This window comes from Solirubrum puertoriconensis (assembly GCF_001483135.1).
GTDB lineage: Bacteria > Bacteroidota > Bacteroidia > Cytophagales > Hymenobacteraceae > Solirubrum > Solirubrum puertoriconensis.
This window is the reverse complement of the sequence record NZ_LNAL01000007.1, coordinates 782659-801251: the sequence shown is the minus strand read 5'-3', so window position 1 is coordinate 801251 and position 18593 is coordinate 782659. Positions and strand designations below refer to the sequence as shown.

At 59.3% G+C, this 18593-nt stretch carries 17 protein-coding genes; 3 read left to right on the top strand and 14 right to left on the bottom strand.

Translation table 11 applies throughout. The features are described 5' to 3' along the window. Positions 1-3 precede the first annotated feature (3 nt). Positions 4-750: a glycosyltransferase gene (locus ASU33_RS13940; RefSeq protein ID WP_059071504.1), complete on the bottom strand. Its 747-nt coding sequence runs from the start codon at positions 748-750 to the stop codon at positions 4-6. A gap of 92 nt (positions 751-842) precedes the next feature. On the opposite strand from ASU33_RS13940, the gene ASU33_RS13935 reads away from it, so the two are divergent. Continuing rightward, positions 843-1535, top strand: a complete 693-nt coding sequence (locus ASU33_RS13935; protein ID WP_149867220.1) for a hypothetical protein — start codon at positions 843-845, stop codon at positions 1533-1535. Between the two features lie 98 nt (positions 1536-1633). Here the strand turns inward: ASU33_RS13935 and hisIE are convergent, their stop codons facing one another. The 8 genes from hisIE to hisG all read right to left on the bottom strand — a co-directional run bounded on the left by hisIE (position 1634) and on the right by hisG (position 9194). Continuing rightward, entirely contained in the window at positions 1634-2275 is a 642-nt protein-coding gene (hisIE, locus tag ASU33_RS13930; protein WP_059071420.1) for a bifunctional phosphoribosyl-AMP cyclohydrolase/phosphoribosyl-ATP diphosphatase HisIE, read from the bottom strand. Between the two features lie 79 nt (positions 2276-2354). Continuing rightward, a complete protein-coding gene (hisF, locus tag ASU33_RS13925; protein WP_059071419.1) occupies positions 2355-3113 on the bottom strand; it encodes an imidazole glycerol phosphate synthase subunit HisF in 759 nt (252 codons plus the stop codon). Between the two features lie 30 nt (positions 3114-3143). Then, on the bottom strand, positions 3144-3863 hold the full coding sequence (gene hisA, locus ASU33_RS13920) for a 1-(5-phosphoribosyl)-5-[(5-phosphoribosylamino)methylideneamino]imidazole-4-carboxamide isomerase (protein WP_059071418.1): 720 nt from the start codon (positions 3861-3863) through the stop codon (positions 3144-3146). Between the two features lie 31 nt (positions 3864-3894). Next, positions 3895-4482 (bottom strand): imidazole glycerol phosphate synthase subunit HisH, encoded by a 588-nt coding sequence (gene hisH, locus ASU33_RS13915; protein WP_059071417.1) that lies wholly within the window; start codon positions 4480-4482, stop codon positions 3895-3897. A 112-nt stretch (positions 4483-4594) separates the two neighbouring features. Next, on the bottom strand, positions 4595-5698 hold the full coding sequence (gene hisB, locus ASU33_RS13910) for a bifunctional histidinol-phosphatase/imidazoleglycerol-phosphate dehydratase HisB (protein ID WP_059071416.1): 1104 nt from the start codon (positions 5696-5698) through the stop codon (positions 4595-4597). Positions 5699-5789: 91 nt separating this feature from the next. After that, positions 5790-6836: a histidinol-phosphate transaminase gene (hisC, locus tag ASU33_RS13905; protein WP_059071415.1), complete on the bottom strand. Its 1047-nt coding sequence runs from the start codon at positions 6834-6836 to the stop codon at positions 5790-5792. Between the two features lie 82 nt (positions 6837-6918). Next, positions 6919-8214 carry a histidinol dehydrogenase gene (hisD, locus tag ASU33_RS13900; protein ID WP_059071414.1) on the bottom strand — a complete coding sequence of 432 codons (1296 nt, stop codon included), beginning with the start codon at positions 8212-8214 and terminating at the stop codon, positions 6919-6921. A 128-nt stretch (positions 8215-8342) separates the two neighbouring features. Then, positions 8343-9194, bottom strand: a complete 852-nt coding sequence (gene hisG, locus ASU33_RS13895; protein ID WP_059071413.1) for an ATP phosphoribosyltransferase — start codon at positions 9192-9194, stop codon at positions 8343-8345. Positions 9195-9675: 481 nt separating this feature from the next. Between hisG and ASU33_RS13890 the strand changes: the two genes are divergently transcribed. Next, the gene (locus tag ASU33_RS13890; protein WP_059071412.1) at positions 9676-10536 is read left to right on the top strand and encodes a DUF2911 domain-containing protein; all 861 of its coding nucleotides are present in this window, start codon (positions 9676-9678) and stop codon (positions 10534-10536) included. A 72-nt stretch (positions 10537-10608) separates the two neighbouring features. Here the strand turns inward: ASU33_RS13890 and ASU33_RS13885 are convergent, their stop codons facing one another. The 5 genes from ASU33_RS13885 to mnmA all read right to left on the bottom strand — a co-directional run bounded on the left by ASU33_RS13885 (position 10609) and on the right by mnmA (position 17772). Then, positions 10609-13137 carry a TonB-dependent receptor gene (locus tag ASU33_RS13885; RefSeq protein ID WP_078063125.1) on the bottom strand — a complete coding sequence of 843 codons (2529 nt, stop codon included), beginning with the start codon at positions 13135-13137 and terminating at the stop codon, positions 10609-10611. Then, on the bottom strand, positions 13137-13832 hold the full coding sequence (gene rpe, locus ASU33_RS13880) for a ribulose-phosphate 3-epimerase (RefSeq protein ID WP_078063124.1): 696 nt from the start codon (positions 13830-13832) through the stop codon (positions 13137-13139). The genes ASU33_RS13885 and rpe overlap by 1 nt, the downstream gene beginning before the upstream one ends. A gap of 147 nt (positions 13833-13979) precedes the next feature. Further along, the gene (locus tag ASU33_RS13875; RefSeq protein ID WP_059071410.1) at positions 13980-15668 is read right to left on the bottom strand and encodes a S8 family serine peptidase; all 1689 of its coding nucleotides are present in this window, start codon (positions 15666-15668) and stop codon (positions 13980-13982) included. A 196-nt stretch (positions 15669-15864) separates the two neighbouring features. Beyond that, positions 15865-16581, bottom strand: coding sequence for a hypothetical protein (locus ASU33_RS13870; RefSeq protein ID WP_059071409.1), 717 nt, complete (start codon positions 16579-16581; stop codon positions 15865-15867). Between the two features lie 15 nt (positions 16582-16596). Beyond that, on the bottom strand, positions 16597-17772 hold the full coding sequence (gene mnmA / locus ASU33_RS13865) for a tRNA 2-thiouridine(34) synthase MnmA (RefSeq protein WP_149867219.1): 1176 nt from the start codon (positions 17770-17772) through the stop codon (positions 16597-16599). 194 nt (positions 17773-17966) lie between these two features. On the opposite strand from mnmA, the gene trpF reads away from it, so the two are divergent. Next, positions 17967-18590: a phosphoribosylanthranilate isomerase gene (gene trpF, locus ASU33_RS13860; RefSeq protein ID WP_160328196.1), complete on the top strand. Its 624-nt coding sequence runs from the start codon at positions 17967-17969 to the stop codon at positions 18588-18590. The last annotated feature ends 3 nt before the right edge of the window (positions 18591-18593 follow it).

Below are 18593 nucleotides of genomic sequence, written 5' to 3'. Positions count from 1 at the left end.
TGCCTAGGCGGCGTGGTGCTTCTCTCCTACTTCGTAGTTCTTCCAGCGCGAGCGAATCCAGCGGTAGCCGAAGGTATCTACTAGGGGCTTCCAAAGCCGGTTCCAGAGGTTGTACTTGGCCGTGCCGGCAAAGCGCGGAAAGTGCCGCACCGGTAGCTGCTTTACCTTGCCGCCTTGCAACTGCACCAACGCACCTAGGAAGCGGTGCATGCCATGGAACAGCGGAATACGCCGGGCGTACTCAATTTTCAGAATTTTCAGCGGGCATCCCGTGTCTACTATCCCATCGTTAATCATCAGCCGCCGAAAATTGTTGGCGATTTTCGACGACAATAGTTTTACCGGCGAATCCTGGCGCTTGGCCCGGATACCCGTTACCATATCGTACTCGGGCAAGAACGGCAGCAACTCCAGAAAGTCCATGGGCGTGGTCTGGATATCCGAGTCGATGTAACCCACCAGCGTACCACGTGCATGGTCGATACCAGCCTTAATGGCCGTGCTTAGTCCGCGGTTCTGCGCCAGCGACACGAACTCGTAGCGGGAGTCCTGGCGGCAAATGTTGCGCATCAGGGCCAAGGAGCCGTCGGTAGAGCCGTCGTTGACGAAGAGCACGGTAGTAGCTACCGGAGTTACCTCCAGAAACTTGTTCATCTCAACCACAAACTGCTGCAGGCTTTCTTCTTCGTTGAAAACCGGCACCAAAACGGTAAACGACTGCGTGGAGAGGTAGCGGGAGTTATCGGGCATAACTAAGAAAACGACCTGCAAGGTAGGCAGGAAATTGGGCTGCATTGCTTGCGCCTCCGCTCGCCCGGTGCGGCGTGCGGTATTGCGCCACGTTGGCGTTTATTTTTACGCTGCTATATAGCAAGGCCGACGCAGGCATTGATTGTAATGCTATACACCCAGTAAATCCGATGAAGCACATTTTAACCGCCTCAGTTGCGGTCCTGTTCGGCCTTTCACCGCTTGTCTCGCGGGCACAACCCGAACCAAGCGTCGGGCCGGCTCAAACCACGCCTGCAGGCAAAGCACAAGCCCTCAAGCTGGGCTTGCAAGCCAGCTGGAACGGTGGCGTTTACGCCGGCTACGAACGGCAGATCGGTGCCCACTCCAGCTTACAGGGTGCCGTTGTGTACTGGCAACGTACACACCGCACCAGCTTCGGTGACTTTTACCGCACCCGTGAATTTACAGCCGAGTTTACCTACCGCCGGTATTTGCAACCGGCCAAACCCGCTCTGGTAGGCTGGTATGCGGCCGGGGGCGCCAGCTTTCTGGGCGATATGCATAGTTCAGAAACAGACAGCAACTTTCTCCATGGGCAAAGCCTAACCTTTCGCCTAGGCCGGCAGTGCCAACTGGGGCAACGCTTCACATTTGATTTCAACCTAGGGCCCGATGTGGCATTGGGTTTTCGCCGGAAGTACATCTGGGATGACAACCAAAGGATGTACGTGCAATCCACATCCAAGTACTTTTTCCACTTGACAGGCTTGGCTGTAGCCCTACACGCTGGATATAGATTTTAGCCTGAGCATTCATTATAAAGCAAAAGCCCCAGAGCCGCAGTAGAAATTTCTCCGCGGCTCTGGGGCTTTTTAAGCGTCAGGCCAATTCACCCTAGGCTTTACTCCCGACGCACACCCGCCGAAATAGTGCTGTGCCGTTGGCGCAGCACCTCCACCACGTCCTCAATGCCTAAGTCCGAAGCGCGGAGCAGCACCAGCAGGTGGTAGAGCAAATCAGCGGCCTCGCCTTTCAGGCCTTCGGTATTACCCGCTACCGCGTCAATAACCGTTTCTACGGCCTCCTCGCCTACTTTCTGGGCAATTTTGGGCAGGCCCTTCTGAAATAGCTTTACCGTGTACGAATTCGGTTCTTCATCGGGGTTCTGCTGCCTGCGGGTTACCAACCGCTCCAGCTCGGCCAGAAAGCTCACCGGGGCGGTTGGCAACGCCGCTTGCTCCTCCTGCTCAAAACAGCTTACGGTGCCGCGGTGGCACGTAGGGCCATCGGGCCGGGCCCGAATAAGCAGCGCATCGTTGTCGCAGTCAGGGTGCAGGCTTACCACGGTTAGGTAGTGGCCGCTGGTTTCGCCTTTCGTCCAGAGCCTATTCTTGGAGCGCGAGAAAAAGGTAATGCGTCCCTCCTGCTCGGTTTTGCGCAGCGCCTCCTCGTTCACGTAGCCCAGCATCAACACCTGCCCGGTGTCGGCATCCTGCACCACGGCCGGAATCAGCCCGCCCATTTTTTCGAAGTCAAAGTTCATTGCTTGTCAGTTGTTCGTTGTCAGCTGCCAGCCTTCGGTCGGTTTGTGCACCGACAACGAACAACTGACAACTTAAACTCTAGATCCGCACCGGCAGGCCGGCGGCTCGCAGGTGTTGCTTGAGGTCGGGAATGCCGATTTCGCCGAAGTGGAAGATGCTAGCCGCTAAGCCTGCATCGGCCTGGGCCTGCTGAAACACGTCGGTGAAGTGCTCCATCTTGCCCGCCCCGCCCGAGGCAATAACGGGCACGCTCACGGCCTGGCACACGGCGCCGGTTACATCCAGCGCAAAGCCATCTTTGGTGCCGTCGTGGCTCATGGAGGTAAGCAGCAGCTCGCCGGCGCCGCGCTCGGCGGCTTCGCGGCACCACGCCACGGCATCGAGGCCCGTAGCCACGGTACCGGCGCGGGTATACACCTGCCACCCGGCTTCGGGCGTGTGGCGGGCATCTACGGCCACCACAATGCACTGCGAACCGAAGCGCCGGGCCAGCTCATCAATCAGCTCGGGGCGCTGCAAGGCGGCCGAGTTGATCGACACCTTATCTGCCCCGTTGAGCAGCAGCGCCTCCACATCGGCCACGGCCCCAATGCCCCCGCCTACGGTAAACGGGATGTCTAGCTCGCGGGCTACGTCGCGCACTAGCGCCACCAGCGTTTGGCGTTTCTGGTTGGTAGCGGTTATATCGAGGAACACCAGCTCATCGGCGCCCTGCTTGGCGTACTGCGAGGCCAGGGCTACCGGGTCACCGGCGTCGCGCAAACCCTCGAAGCGGATGCCCTTCACGGTGCGGCCGTCTTTTACATCGAGGCACGGAATGATGCGTTTGGTAAGCATCTTCTTTTGGTTGAAAGTACAGAAAGCAACCTAGGCCACGAACCGGCGAAGGTCTTCGAGCCGGATGGTGCCCTCGTATATGGCTTTGCCGATAATGGCGCCGTGCATGCCTACTTCGGCCAGAGCCTCCACGTCGGCAATGGTGGTTACGCCACCGCTGGCTACCAGCTGCGCATGCGGCAATTCGGCGCGCAAGGCTTTGTAGGCACCTAGGGAGGGGCCTCGCAGCTTGCCATCCTTGCTGACGTCGGTGCACACAAAAGTGGAAGCACCGGCGCCTAGGTAAGCCGCTACAAACTCGGCCAGGGTACGCTCCGATTGCTCGGCCCAGGCGTTTATGGAGATGTGGTTGTCGCGAAAATCGGCACCCACGATTATGCGCTCCGGCCCGAAGCTGCGCAGCCATGCCTGCACGGTGTCGGGCTCGCGCACGGCAATGCTGCCCGCCGTGATTTGCGCCGCACCGGCATCGAAGGCTTGCCGTACGGATTCCTCCTGCTGCAGGCCACCGCCAAAATCGATAACGAGGTTGGTATGGCGGGCGATGCGCTCGAGCACCGGCAGGTTTACAGGACGCTTAGCCCGCGCGCCGTCGAGGTCGACGAGATGCAGGCGGCGCATGCCGTGCTGCTCGAAACGTTGGGCTACGGCCAAGGGGTCGGAGTCGTAGGTGGTTTGCTGGGCAAAGTCGCCTTCGGTGAGGCGCACGCACTGGCCACCAATTAGGTCGATGGCGGGTATTATTTCCATGGAGTCGGGTATGTGTTCTGGCAGCCCTAGGTTAAAGCGCCAAAAAGTTCTGAAGGATGCGGGTACCTACCGGACCGCTTTTTTCGGCGTGAAACTGCACGGCGTAGAAGTTGCGGTGCTGCACCGCCGCGCTGAATGGCGCCGGGTAAGCCGCTTCGGCAATGGTGTAGTTGCCCACGGGTGCGTAGTAGCTGTGCACGAAGTACACGAAATCTTCTTCGCGCAGGCCTTCGAACAGCGGTGTGCGCAAACGCTGTAGGTTGTTCCAGCCCATATGCGGCACTTTGTGCTGGGAATCGGCTGCGAAGCGCTTCACCTCGAAAGGCAGAATGCCGAGTAATTCGGTGTCGCCCTCTTCGCTATGCTGCCCCAGCAGCTGCATGCCCAAGCATATACCTAGGAAGGGTTGCTCGAGCGTGGGCAAGAGTTTGTCGAGGCCTTGGGCCCGCAGCTCCTGCATTGCCGATGCGGCTTCGCCTTCGCCCGGGAACAAGATCTTGTCGGCCCGGCGTATCGTGTCATGATCAGCCGTCAGGGTTGCTTGTACACCTAGGCGCTCCAGGGCAAACAACACCGACTGGACGTTGCCGCCTTTATAATCGATTACTGCTATTTCCATTTCGTTATACCAAATGTTTATGCAAATGAGTAATATTTTTTCTGCATCCTATCCTCTCAGAAAACAGACTCAGATACTACTTTACTCATTTGTATAAACATATGTTAAATGACTATAGAACTCCTTTGGTGCTAGGTATTTCCATCTTGGTGGCATCGCGTTGCAAAGCTGCCTTGGTGGCTTTCGCAACTGCCTTGAAGATGGCCTCAATCTTGTGGTGCTCGTTGTCGCCTTCGCACTTAATGTTGAGGTTGCACCGAGCAGCATCGGAGAAACTTTTAAAGAAATGGTAAAACATTTCAGTAGGCATATCGCCCACTTTTTCGCGCTTGAACGATGCATCCCACACCAGCCAAGGCCGCCCCGAAAAATCGATGGCCGCTTGCGCCAACGAGTCATCCATGGGCAGCAAGAATCCATAGCGCGCCACGCCGCGCTTATCGCCGATGGCTTGGTTGAAAGCTTCGCCGATGGCAATGGCGGTGTCTTCGATGGTGTGGTGCTCGTCGATGTGCAGGTCGCCTTGTACCTCCACCAGCATATCCACCCCGCTGTGCTTGGCCAGCTGATCGAGCATGTGGTCGAAAAATCCGAGGCCGGTTTTTATGCTATGCTTGCCGCTGCCGTCGAGGTTCAGCTCTACTCGAATTTTCGTTTCGTTGGTATCGCGTTGTACTACCGCCTTGCGAGCGGGCAAGCGCAGAAACTGGTATATGGCATCCCAGCTGGTAGTTGTGAGGGCGGCGCGCTCGTCGGTGAGTTCGTCGCTGATGAGGATGGACTGGCAGCCTAGGTTCTCGGCCAGCTGAACGTCGGTGATTCGGTCGCCGAGCACGTAGGAGTTCGGCATGTCGTAGCCGTTGGCCGGATCGAGGTACTCGGTGAGCATGCCGATGCCGGGCTTGCGCGTCGGCAGGTTTTCGTGCGGGAAGCTGCGGTCGATGTGGCTACGCACAAACTCCACCCCTTCGCCGCGCAAAATGTCGAGCATCAGATTTTGGCAAGGCCAGAACGTATCCTCCGGAAACGACGCGGTGCCAAGCCCATCCTGGTTGGTTACGAGCACCAGCTCGTAGTCGAGCTCGCGCGCAATGCGTGCCAGGTTGCTGATGGCGCCGGGCAGAAACTGAAACTTATCGAAGCTATCGACCTGCTGGCTGGGCTGGGGCTCTACCAGGATGGTGCCGTCACGGTCGATAAAAAGCACTTTCTTCATGTGAAGGGCGCGAGACCAAGAGCCTCGCGTTATGGGGTTGTTAAATGAACAAAGCCGCCCAGCTCATTGGCAACCGGGCGGCTTTAGGTACCTAGGCGTATTGCTGCAGGGCTTGGAGAAGCTGCTCGTTCTCGGCGGGCGTACCCACCGTAAGGCGCAGGCAGCCGGCGCAGCCGGGCTGGGTGGTACGGTTGCGCACCACAATGCCTTTGCTCAGCAGGTACTCGTACACGGCCGTGGCATCCGTCCGGAAGCGCACAAGCAAGAAGTTGGCATCGGACGGAAAAACTTCTTCCACAATGCCTACTGCGGGCAACTGCTGCTGCAGCCACTCGCGGCCGGTCAGCAGCTCCTGTCGCATCTGCTCGAAGCGACCGGCATCGCGCAAGCCAGCTAAGGCGTGCTGCTGCGTAGCCTCCGATATATTATATGGAGGCTTAATCTTGTTGAGGTAGCCGATGAGCTCGGCCGAGGCGAAGGCCATACCTAGGCGCAGGCCGGCCATGCCCCAGGCCTTCGAGAAGGTTTGCAGCACCACCAGGTTAGCAAACTCGTCGAGGCGGGTTGTCCAGCTCGGGGCATCGGCAAAATCGATGTATGCTTCATCCACTACCACAATCCCGCGGAAGCCGTGCAGAATTTGCTCGATGGCCTCTTGGTGCAGCAGGTTGCCGGTGGGGTTGTTGGGCGAGCATAGGAATACCACTTTCGCCTCCGATGCCAACACCTTATTAATAGCCTCGGCCGAAAGCTGGAAGTCGGCCGTGAGCGGGATACGCTCAATGGCAACATCGTTGAGGTTGGCGGCTACCTCGTACATGCCGTAGGTGGGCGGCAGAATGGCAATGCTGTCGTGGCCGGGTACGCAGGTAAGGCGCAGCAGCAAGTCGATGGCTTCGTCGGAGCCGTTGCCCAGAAAGATCTGCTCGGGTCGAACGTGCTTCAGCTTGGCTACTTCGGCTTTCACCTCACGCTGCAGCGGATCGGGATAGCGGTTGAATGCCTGCGGACCTACCGAGCCCAGGCTGTTTTCGTTGGCATCGAGCATTACCTGCGCCGTGCCTTGAAATTCGTCGCGGGCCGATGCGTATGGTTTCATAGCCCGGATGTTGGGCCGTATAAGTGAGTCGAGGTTCATTGGGGTCAATTATCAATGAACAATGACAATGCTGTGAGCGGGGCGCTACCGACGGTTCTCAGCATTAATAACTGTTCATTGCTCATTGTTGATTGTTGATTGCTTCCAGGCGCAGCGTCACGGCGCGAGCGTGGGCGCGCAAGCCCTCCGCCTCGGCCATGGCTTCCACCACCGGACCTAGGGCCCGCAGCCCCGCCGGCGTGATGCGCTGGAAGGTGATTTTCTTCACAAACGAATCGAGCGACACGCCGCTGTAGTTGCGGGCATAGCCGTTGGTGGGCAGCGTGTGATTGGTACCCGAGGCGTAGTCGCCGGCCGCTTCAGGCGTGAGGTGACCTAGGAACACCGAGCCGGCGCTGGTAACGCCCGCGGCCATAGCTTCGGCATTGTCAACGGCCAGAATCAGGTGCTCGGGTGCATATTGGTTCGAGAACAGCAGCATTTCCTCGGGGGTGCGCAGCAGAATGGCGCGGCTCTCCCGCAGGGCCAGGGCGGCTACTTCCTGGCGGGGTAGTTCGGTGAGCTGGCGTTGTACCTCGGCGGTTACTTGCTCGAGTACGCGCGGCGAGTTCGAAAGCAGCACTACTTGCGAATCGGGGCCGTGCTCGGCTTGGCTGAGCAAGTCGGCCGCTACAAACACGGGGTTGGCGGTTTCATCGGCTATTACCAGCACTTCCGAAGGGCCGGCCGGCATATCAATGGCCACCCCGCGCTGGGCGGCGAGTTGCTTGGCGGCCGTTACGTAGCGGTTGCCGGGGCCAAAGATTTTATCGACGGCAGGTACGCTGGTGGTACCACCAGTAAGGGCGGCCACGGCTTGGGCGCCGCCGGCTTTGATAATGGTGTCAATACCCAGCAGCTCCGCCGTGAACAGAATCACGGGGTTGATGGAGCCATCTTTGCTGGGAGGCGTGCACAATACGATTTCGGGGCAACCAGCCAAGCGAGCGGGTACGCCGAGCATCAGCAAGGTGCTGAACAGCGGCGCCGTGCCGCCTGGGATGTACAAGCCCACGCGCTGCACTGGCACCGAGCGGCGCCAGCACTCCACGCCGGGCATGGTTTCGAGGCGTAGCTCGCTCTCGCGCTGGGCCGAGTGGAATCGTTCGATGTTCTGGTAAGCCTGCCGGATGGCGGCCTGCAAGTCGGCGGGTACCTGGGCAATGGCGGCGCGTACTTCTTCGGGCGATACGCGCAAGCTACCTAGGGCTGCGCCATCGAGCACGGCGGCGTAGTGCAGCAGGGCCTCGTCGCCACGCTGGCGCACATCGTCGAAGATTTCGCGCACCCGCTGCTCCACCTGCTTCGCTTCGCCTTGGGCCGGGCGCTGCTGCAAAGCAGTCCACTCAGTCGGCGAAGGATATTGTATGATTTGCATCTGTTAGGGCTTTGGTAGTAGTAGGCTTCTGGTGTTAGGGCTTAGCACTTGAGGATTATCGTAACGGGCTAGGTGCACTTGGCAACACATACCCGCTCAATCCCGATTCAGCTAAGGCATAAGCACTACTAGCTGATCATTTTCTCGATGGGCAGCACCAGAATGCCTTCGGCACCAACGGCTTTCAGCTGATCGGTAACATGCCAAAAGTCGTCCTCATTCACCACCGACTGCACCGACACCCAGCCTTGCTCGGCCAACGGCGTTACGGTAGGCGACTTGATACCGGGCAGCAGTGCCTTCACGGCATCGAGCGACGCCACGGGCGCGTTCAGCACGATGTACTTGTTGCGACGGGCGCGGCGCACGGCCTGCATCCGGAATTGCAGCTGCTCCAGCAGGTTCTGCTTCTCGGCCGACAACGAGCGGTTGGCAATCAGCACGGCTTCGGAGCGAAACACGGTTTCTACTTCGCGCAGGCCATTGCCCAGCAGCGTCGAGCCCGACGAAACGATGTCGCAGATGGCGTCGGCCAGCCCGATGCTCGGGGCAATTTCCACCGAGCCGCTGATGGTGTGCAGATTGGCCTGTACGCCGTGGCCCGCCAGGTAAGTACCCAGGATTTGCGGGTACGAGGTTGCAATGTTCTTGCCCTGCAAATCGGCTACCGATGCATAGGCCTCGCCGCGCGGCACTGCCAACGACAAGCGGCACTTGCTGAAACCTAGGGGTTCCACCTCCAGCTCGGGCAGGCCGGCTTCAACCAGCACGTTCTGGCCTACCACGCCGAGGTCGGCTACGCCGTCCTGCACGTAGCCGGGAATGTCGTCGTCGCGCAGGTAAAGAATTTCGAGGGGGAAATTGGTGGCTTCGGTTTTGAGCTTGTACGAGCTGCTAACGAAGCTAATGCCACACTCGCGAATCAACGACAAAGAGTCTTCGCTGAGGCGGCCCGATTTCTGGATGGCCAGACGGATCATGAACAAGAAACAGTAACAACGGGAATGACGCCAGCAAGCAGCCGCTACGGCTGCACAAGTACGCAGAACGCCAGAAAATGAAAAGGGGTGCCGGAGCTGCCAATCCTAGGTGGATTACGCAATGACCAAACCGGCTGGGGCGACGTAGGTTCGGACCGTAGCCGAACACTTATACGTAGTTTATTCCTCTCCCGTGGAGGAATGGTGGTGATGGTGGCCAGCATGCCCGTGTGCAGCAGCCCAATGTGGGGCAACCGGCAACAAGGTGGTGCGCAATAAAGCAGCTAGGGGCATGCGGCAGGGATGAGTTGCGCAAAGGTAAACACCGGAATGATTTTCGCAAGAGCCGATTTTTACCGGGTTCATACAATTTAACTCCCACATGATGATGTGGTTTTAAACCCTGGCCCTTTTGGCTTGTCGTATCTTGGCACTATAAACCTCGCTCCGAACGTTGCTACCCCACCTCCTGCATCAGCTTATGTCGCGCGTTATTTGTTTTTTTCTGGCTTTTGTGTTGTGTTTATCGGTTGCGCAGGCGCAGCAGTTTACCCTGCCCCAGGCCAGCCCTCATGCTTTGATTAGCCAGACAGTAGGTCTTACCGAAATAACCGTCGACTACCATACCCCCGCGGTGCGCAACCGGGCCATTTGGGGCCAGCTGGTACCCTACGACCAAGTGTGGCGGGCGGGTGCCAACGAGAATACGATCATCTCGTTTTCCGACTCGGTGCGCATTGGCAACAAAACGGTACCCGCAGGCAAATACTCGCTTTACATGCTGCCTTCGGCCGAGCACGATTGGCAATTTATCCTGAACAAGGTAACCACCCATTGGGGCTCGGAGGGCTACGATGCCAAAGACGACCAATTACGTGTACCCGTGATGCCCGAGCAAAGCCCGATGCGCGAAACCTTGATGTACTGGTTTTCTGATGTACGCGCTAACTCGGCCAAGCTTAACCTGTCGTGGGAAGAAAAAACCATTTCGGTTACCATCCGCACCAACGTGCACGCCAAGGTGCTGAATGCCATGCAAGCGGCCCTTACCGAGCGTCCCAATGATCCGCAGCTACTGGCGCAAGCCGCCGACTACCTGATTCAAAATCGTTTGGAGGCTGAGCTAGCCCTGAAGTACATCAACCGCGCCATTGAGCTTAACGACAGCTACACGAATAATTGGCTGAAGGCTCGCCTAATGGCGCAAAAAGAAGATTACCTATCGGCCGTTGAAATTGCCCGTCGCGCCATCAAAATGGGCGACAAAGACGACGAGTCGTTTAAAACTCAACTGCCCAACATGCGGCTCGCTCTTACGGAGTGGCAGTCGAAGGCGTACTAACCGCCCTTTGTAGGTAGCATAAAAAAGGCCGCTTGTGCGGCCTTTTTTTGTGAGTAGCCTTTCTGGTTCGGCTTAAAAACGGGCAATTACCCGCAGGTTGATAACGCGCTGCGAAAGGTAATTGGGTACGCCGTATGTAGTCCCGTTCAGATCCTGAATGTAGCTGTAGCCTGCCACGTTGTTAGCGGCCAGCACATTCAGAATTTCCAGGCCCATCCAGATGCTTTCGGGTTCGTAGAAGCTGCGCTGCTGATCGGTGCGAAGACTGAGAACCTTGGAAAAACCTAGGTCGACGCGCTTGTAGCTGCGGGTAAGCTTGCTGGTACCGCGCAGCTCGGGCAAGCCGGGCGGGCTAAAAGGCAAGCCCGTACCAAACACCACGTTCACGTAGCCGCGCACCGAGGGGTTTTCGGGCAAATGGTCCTGAAAGAATATTCCAAGGTTCAGGCGTTGGTCGCTGGGTCGGCGGATGTAGCCCTTTTCCTTTTGCCCGGTGATGTTACCTAGGGAGTCGTACTGCGTGATAAAATCGCCGCGCAGGTTTTCGCGGGTAGTGAGTACGCCCAAGCTAAACCACGACTCGGCCCCGCGCACAAACTCACCGCTGAACCGCGCATCAAGCCCAGCCGCATAGGCCGTGGCCAGGTTTTGGCCGAAGTAGCGCAAGCGCACGTTGTCGACGTCGTACGGAATTACGTCGGTGAGGTACTTGAAGTAAGCTTCGGTAGTGAGCTGAAACGGCCGGCCGGCGGCTTTCAAGCGGTACTCGCTCCCGACGATAAAATGCACGGAGCGCTGCGCCTTCAACTCGCGGTTGAGCACGCCCAATTGGTTGCGCAGCTCGCGGTAAAACGGTGGCTGGTAGTACAAGCCCGTAGCCGCTTTGTACGACAGCCGCGGGTTGCGGCGGCTGATGGCCGAGTACTGCACCCGCGGGCTTACCGTGAGCTGGTTGTTGACGGACCAATAGTGCAGACGCACACCATAAGTAAGCGTCCGCAGCGAATCGAGCCGCCAGGTATGCTGCCCGTAGCCCTGCACCCGCGCCGATTCCAGGTTCAGATCGGTACGCAGGCGCGTGAAGCGCTGTACCGGCACAAAGTCGGCCGAGTCGACGAAGGTGTATTCGTCGAGACGGTCGTCGATGTTCTCGCGCCCGCCTTTCACGCCAAAGCGCAGGGTGTGCCGTTCCGAAGGCTGATAGGTGCCGCGCGCTTCGAGGCTGGCAATCCAGGCATCGAGGCGGTTGCGCGAGTGGTCGAAGCGCGAGCCTACGTCGCGCTGGCGCACGGCTTGGTTGAAGGTGCGTGAGTTAGGGTCGCGGTCGATGTCAGCCAGCCGGTACGCAGCCTCTACATCCCGAAACTCCCACTCGCGGGTAAGCAGGCCGCCGGCAATCAGCTCGCCGGTGAGTTTGGGCGTGAAGTGGTGCGTAAGGTTGAGGCCGCCCTGGTACGTATCGTACTGCATGCGCTCGTAACCGGCGTAGCCGATAAACAGGCGCTGAAACTCGTTGGTACCGGTGCTGAAGGTAACCTGCCCACTCTGGGGCGCGAACCGAAAGTTGTTGCGCGCGGCCGAAGCTAACAACCCCAAACTGGTGCGTTGCAGGTCGTCTTGCGGACCTAGGGCCGCCCGCACGTACACTTGCCCATCCATAAAGGTAGGGTCGTAGGCGCCTTGCGCGCTGCGCAACGAGCGAAGCACGTACTGGGCATTTTTGTACCGCGCACCGGCCAGGTAGCTTACCCGGCCCGATTTCGAAATCGACTCGACGTGCGCCGCGCCGCCTACCAAGCTCCCCGTTACGGAGGCAGCATTGCGTTGCGGCTGCTTGTACTCGATGTTGAGCACCGACGACAGCTTATCGCCGAAGCGCGGCTGCCAGCCGCCCGAGGTAAAATCGACGCGCTCCACCAAATCGGGGTTCACGAAACTCAGGCCCTCCTGCTGCGCCGCCGTCACCAGAAACGGCCGGTAAATCTCGATGCCGTTGACGTAAACCAGGTTTTCGTCGTAGTTACCGCCGCGCACGGAGTAGGTGCTCGTCAGCTCGTTGTTGGCCACTACGCCGGGCAGCGTCGTGAGCACCTTGTTGAAGTCGCCGAACGCCGAAGGCACTTCCTTAATGGCCCGCGGATCGAGCTGCGTAAGGCTGATTTGCTCGCGCGTGTCTTCGCCGCGTTGGCCCCGCACGGTTACGTTATCAATGGTGCGGGCGCTGCTCTGCAGCGTAAGCCGCAGGGTTGCCCGGCCGTCGGTTAGGTCTTGCGGCTGAATGGTTCGGCGCAGCGTGGTGTAACCTAGGCGGCGCACCACCAACACCAACGGCTGGCCGCTAGTGGGGCGAGCTACCGTCAGCCGGAATTCGCCGGCATCGTTGGTGTTGGTGCCACCTGCTTGGCCAACCACCGCCACGGCCGCTTGCTCGATGGGCATGCCGTCGGCATTGGATACGGTGCCGCTCAGCTCAACCTGCAGGGCGGGCTGCTCCTGAGCAAAGCCCACAGTAACGGATACCGCAGCCGCGGCCGGCAAGCACAATAAACCTCGCACCACCACTACCGGCCACACGTGCTTTCGACGACGACTTACGCCCATTAATTACTTGCGGTAATAGCGGCAGTAAGCTGCGCGCGCAAATCGGCTAGCGTAGCCACCGGATCGGGCGAGTTAAACACAAACGAACCAGCCACCAGCACATCGGCACCGGCCTCAACCAGCGGCACGGCGTTTTGTTGGTTTACGCCGCCGTCCACCTCAATCAGGGCTTCGGAGCCGCAATCGGTTAGCAGCTCTTTTAGCTCGGCTACCTTTTGCAGCGTATGCGGAATAAAGCTCTGCCCGCCGAAACCGGGGTTCACCGACATTACGCACACCAAATCCAGATCGGCGGCGATATCCTGCAGCACCCAGGCCGGCGTGTGCGGGTTGAGGGCCACACCGGCGCGGCAACCCAACTTCTTGATTTGCTGAATTACGCGGTGCAGGTGCGGGCACGCTTCGTAGTGCACCGTAATAACTTCGGCGCCGGCATTGCGGAAGGCCTCTAGGTAGTTCTGCGGGTCTTCAATCATGAGGTGCACATCAAGCGGCTGCTGGGCGTGGCGCTTGATGGCCTCGAGCACCGGAATACCGAACGAGATATTCGGCACAAACCGGCCATCCATAATGTCGCAGTGCAGCCAGTCGGCAGCGCTGCCGGCGAGGCGCGCAGTTTCGGCTTGCAGATTGGCAAAATCGGCGGCCAGCAGCGAGGGCGCCAGCAAGGGAGCAATTCGGCGAGAGGAACTCATGCCACGAAGGTAGTAAAGCCCTGAATAGATTGCGGCTATCGGGGCAGGCAATCGAGCATCTGTTAACCCTAGGTTAAAACAGAAGCCCGGCGCGCAAGGAGCGCACCGGGCTTGCGGATGGTAAGTCTTTCGAACCTAGGGAAACCTTTACTGCTGCATAAAGCGAACAGAACGCGGTGGCGTGGTACTGCCAGCATACACCGTGCAGTTGTATTGCCCTGGCTTTAGGCTGCCTAGGCGCAACGGCACCCGCTCGCCCGACGAGGGTGCTAGCTGCAGTTCTTTTACCAAGGCGCCCTTCATGTCGGTGATGCGCACCCGCAGAGGTTTGTGTTGAAACGCTTCGGGCAGCTTCAGCGCCAACTCGCGCCCAGCCGGGTTCGGAAATATGCTCATCTCGCCACCGGGGTTGTGGCTGCTTTTCGCTGCCAACGGATTGTTGGGGTGGAGCAGATTGTAAGCCCTCGTGAAGCTCGGAATGCCGTAGCCCTGGAGGTTATCGGGGCGGTTGGCCTGGGTGGCGCTGCGCTGCAGCCACTCGATTACCTGCTGCGCCGAAAGCGTGGGGTTGGCTTGCCAGAAGCCCGCCGCCATGCCCGCCGTGATGGGGCAAGCATACGAGGTTCCGTTGCCGCGCTGTATCACGTTGCCCACGTTCACGACAACCGAGGCCACGCCCTGCGCCGACACGTTAGGCTTGATGCGGCCATCGGCCGTTGGGCCGATTGAGCTGAAAATAGCTTGTTGGCGCAGCGAGTCAACCGCCCCCACAGTCAGCACCGAATCGGCATCGGCCGGCGCGCCGATGTAGCGCCAGCTGTTGGCGCCATCGTTGCCAGCCGAGTTCACTACCAGAATACCGGTACGCGCTGCCATGGTAGCCGCGCGGCTGGCTATGGCGGTGCGGCCGTTCATATCCTGATACGAGTAGTCGCGCGAGGGCGCATCAAAGGTGTTGTAACCGAGCGAGGAGCTAATGATGTCAACCCCTACCGAATCGGCATACTCGGCGGCCAGCAGCCAGTTTACTTCCTCAACGTGCTGCTCCGAGCGTGTATCCTCAGTAATCATCAGGTGGTAGCTGGCCTTGGGCGCCGTGCCGATAAAGGTACCCGGCTGGTTGCCGCCCATGGTGGAGAGGCATAGCGTACCGTGGGTGCTTTTCTCGTACACCGTCTTGTCGCGGTCGACAAAATCGAAGGTGCTTAGCAGGCGGCCTTCGTTGCGCATCGACTCAAATAGTGGCATTCGATCGACCCCAGGAAAACCCGCATCGAACACGGCAATGTGCATGCCCTCGCCCTGGTAACCGGCTTTGTGCATGGTTACGGCCCCGAGCATGTCGGCTTGCCAGAAACCTAGCCCGTAGTTTGGGTCGCGTTCGGCGGTGGTGCGAGCAGCTGTGCTTGGCGCCGGAGCTGTGGGCTGCACCGGATTGGCAGGGGCTGTTCGGTTGACGGTGTTGGCTGCCCGCACAAAGGGCAAACCCTGCAACCGACCTAGGGCCGCCGAATCGCACTCGACCACCGCGGCGTTAAACCACCGCGAGGTGTACAGCACGCGCACTCCCGCGGTGTTCTTTAGCTGCGCGGTATAGTTCGGCGACACCGGCAAATCGCGCGGCTGCACGGCAATACCCTGCCGCTGCCGGCGCTGAATCGCCCGCTCCGACAAAAAATCGCGCGGCTGGCTTACGGTAAAAGGAGTGCCTGCTTTGTCCTTGAAGTAAATGAGGTGCCGGCGTACGGTGGCAGTGGGGCGTTTGGGCGGCGTGGCGGCGTAAGCCACAGTACCAGCCGCCAAACCCAGCACTAGCCACAAGGAGGTGGTGCGCATGTGAGTGGTAAATCGAAACCCTGACAAGATACAGAATAGAAGGAATGCCTCCGATTCGGCCCAGGTGCGTGTTCAGGTAATACATACCTGCCGCCGTCCTAGGTTCCGGCGGGTGCGTTCGTAACTATGGCCCATTAAAAAGCCCGCTCACCTAAGCAGGTAAGCGGGCTTTTGCGGTTGAATCGCGAACGGGCAGCTATTGCAGCAGGGTTTCTTTGTGGTCCCAGCCTTGCTCGATGTAATCGGTACCGATAGAGCAACTGCCCGAGGTTCCTTGGCAGTAGTCGTACTTTATCCGCTCGCGGTACACCGGGCCAATACCTTTGGCATACACCTGGCGCACGGTATGCCGGTAAATCTTAAACAAGGGGTCGGCGCCTTCGTCGAAGGTGCTCACCGTGTTTTCGTAGTTGCGCCCGCCAATGCTGAAGGGCACGCCCACTTCCTCATAGCGCCGGTTAATGTCGCCGACGGTTGCCGTCGGGTCGTTGGGCGCGATGAAGGCTTGCTTGTTCCATTCGGCACCGGCCCTTACCGGGAAGATTAGCTCCACTGAGCGCACATTGCTGCGCGTGAGCAGCAGGTTGCGGTCGTTTACCGTTAGGGTGTGCGCGCTGTCGGGCTGCCACTCGGCGGTTGCGTTGGGGCGTACCGAGCGCAACAGCTTATATGTAAGCTTGCCGGCGGCGTCGCGGTAAGTTTCGATTAGCTGCTCGCGCACTTGCGAGGTGCTGCTGCTGGTAATCTGGTTGTTGCGCCACACACGGTCTTCTACCTGGTACACGCGGGTGGTGCCCACGGCCAGCGGGTAGTAATCCTTGCCTAGGTCGGCTGGGGCCTCGGTGGTATTGTCGCACCCTACCAAGGCCAACCCAAGGGCCAGTGTAGCGGCAGCATAAACTCGACGCAGCATAGTAGATAACAGCAGTTAAACGGTAGCCTTGGCTCCTAGCACCGGCAGCGGGATGGGCGCGGCCAACGCGGCCGGACTGCGCTCAATCCAGCCACCACCTAGCACGTCCTGACCGTCGTAGAACACAGCGGCCTGACCGGGCGCAATGGCGTGCACGGGCTCCGGAAAGTAAACGTACATCTTTCCGTCCTTCTCCTCCAAAAACGCCGGGGCGCCGGCGTGGTTGTACCGCACTTTGGTGAAAGCAGGCACCAGCCCTTGGCCCTCGAGCGATGCAAACTTGCCCATGTTCAGACGGCCCACCACGGTGGCTGTGCGGGCCAGCTCATCGTGGTTGCCAAGCACCACCTCGTTGGCTTCGGGCCGGATTTCGACCACGTAAGCCGGGTAACCTAGGGTTACGCCCAAGCCTTTGCGCTGGCCAATGGTGTAGAACGGGTAGCCTTCGTGCGTGCCCACCACGGTGCCGTCGGTCAGTACGAATTTGCCGCCCTTCACGCGCTCCTCCAGGCCCTCGACGCGGCGCTTCAGGAAGCCCCGGTAGTCGTTGTCGGGGATAAAGCAGATTTCGTAGCTCTCCGATTTGTTTACCAGCTCCATAAAGCCGCGGTCGGCGGCCATTTGGCGGATTTCGGACTTGCGTAGCTTGCCCAGCGGGAAAATGGTGCGGGCCAAGCTTTCCTGCGACACGCCCCACAGGGCGTACGACTGGTCCTTGCTTTCGTCGAGGCCTTTGCTGATGACGTAGCGGCCGTTTTCGTGGCGCACGTTGGCGTAATGGCCGGTGGCAATGTATTGGCACCCGAGCTGATCGGCCCGGCGCAGCAAGGCATCCCACTTAATATGGGTGTTGCAAAGCACGCAGGGGTTCGGCGTACGGCCAGCCAGGTATTCGCCCACGAAGTCGTCGATTACATGGTCGCCGAACTCGTTGCGGATGTCGATGATAAAGTGCGGAAAGCCCAGCTGCACGGCCACGTTGCGGGCGTCGTTGATGCTGTCGAGTGAGCAGCAGCCGGTTTCTTTTTTGGAGCCGCCTGCCGAGGCGTAGTCCCAGGTTTTCATGGTCATGCCGACCACTTCGTATCCTTGCTCGTGCAGCATAACGGCTGCCACGGACGAATCGATGCCGCCGCTCATCGCGACGAGGACGCGGCCTTTCGACGGCGTCGGGTTGGTATCTGTATTCATAAAGTAGCGCCCGCGAGGTCAAAGTTCGCGGCCGAAGTGGCAAAGGTAACACACGTTCGCCGCTCGCGGTTTCCTACATTTGCATGCTCTGCCTGCCAGAAGCTCTGCGGCTGCATCAATTCAGCCCCTTGGGGTTGGTTAAGCTGTGCTTCCCTCCTGGCTACATTCGCCCATCATCTGTTTCGTTTTTCGCTGTGTCTCTGCTCACCTCTGTCATCGTTCGTGGTATCAACAACCTGTCCGACGCGCGCTACTGCGCCGGCATGGGAGCCGACTATATCACGTTCCGCCTCGACCCTGCCCTGCCTGGCGCCGTAACGCCCGCGCTGGTGAAAGAGCTAAGCAGCTGGGTGGCTGGGGTGCAGCTGGTAGGCGAGTTCGATAGCCTGCCCATTGCGGACATTAATGCCCTGGCACAAGAATGCAACCTGCACAGCGTGCTGCTGCACAAGCAGCGCCGCCCCGAAGAATTGGCTGCCCTATCGGTGTCTGCCTTGGTGCTGGTGAAGTGGATTCCGGACATGCTGCCCGAGGACGTCGACAACCGTTTCCGCACCCTAGGTCAGCACACCACCGGTTTTGTAATGACCGATTTGCCGCCGCAGCCGCTTACTGAGTTTCAGCTGGCCCACCTTACCGAGCAAGCCCGCACCTACTCGATATGGCTCGCTCCGGGCTTTGCCAACGGCAGCGTGCGCGAGTTTGTAGAAAAGGTACATCCGCAAGGCCTCGTGCTCGAAGGCGGCGACGAAATCAAGCCTGGCCTGCGCGATTTCAGCGAGATGGAAGCCGTGTTCGAGGAGTTGGAAGTTGAGTAAATC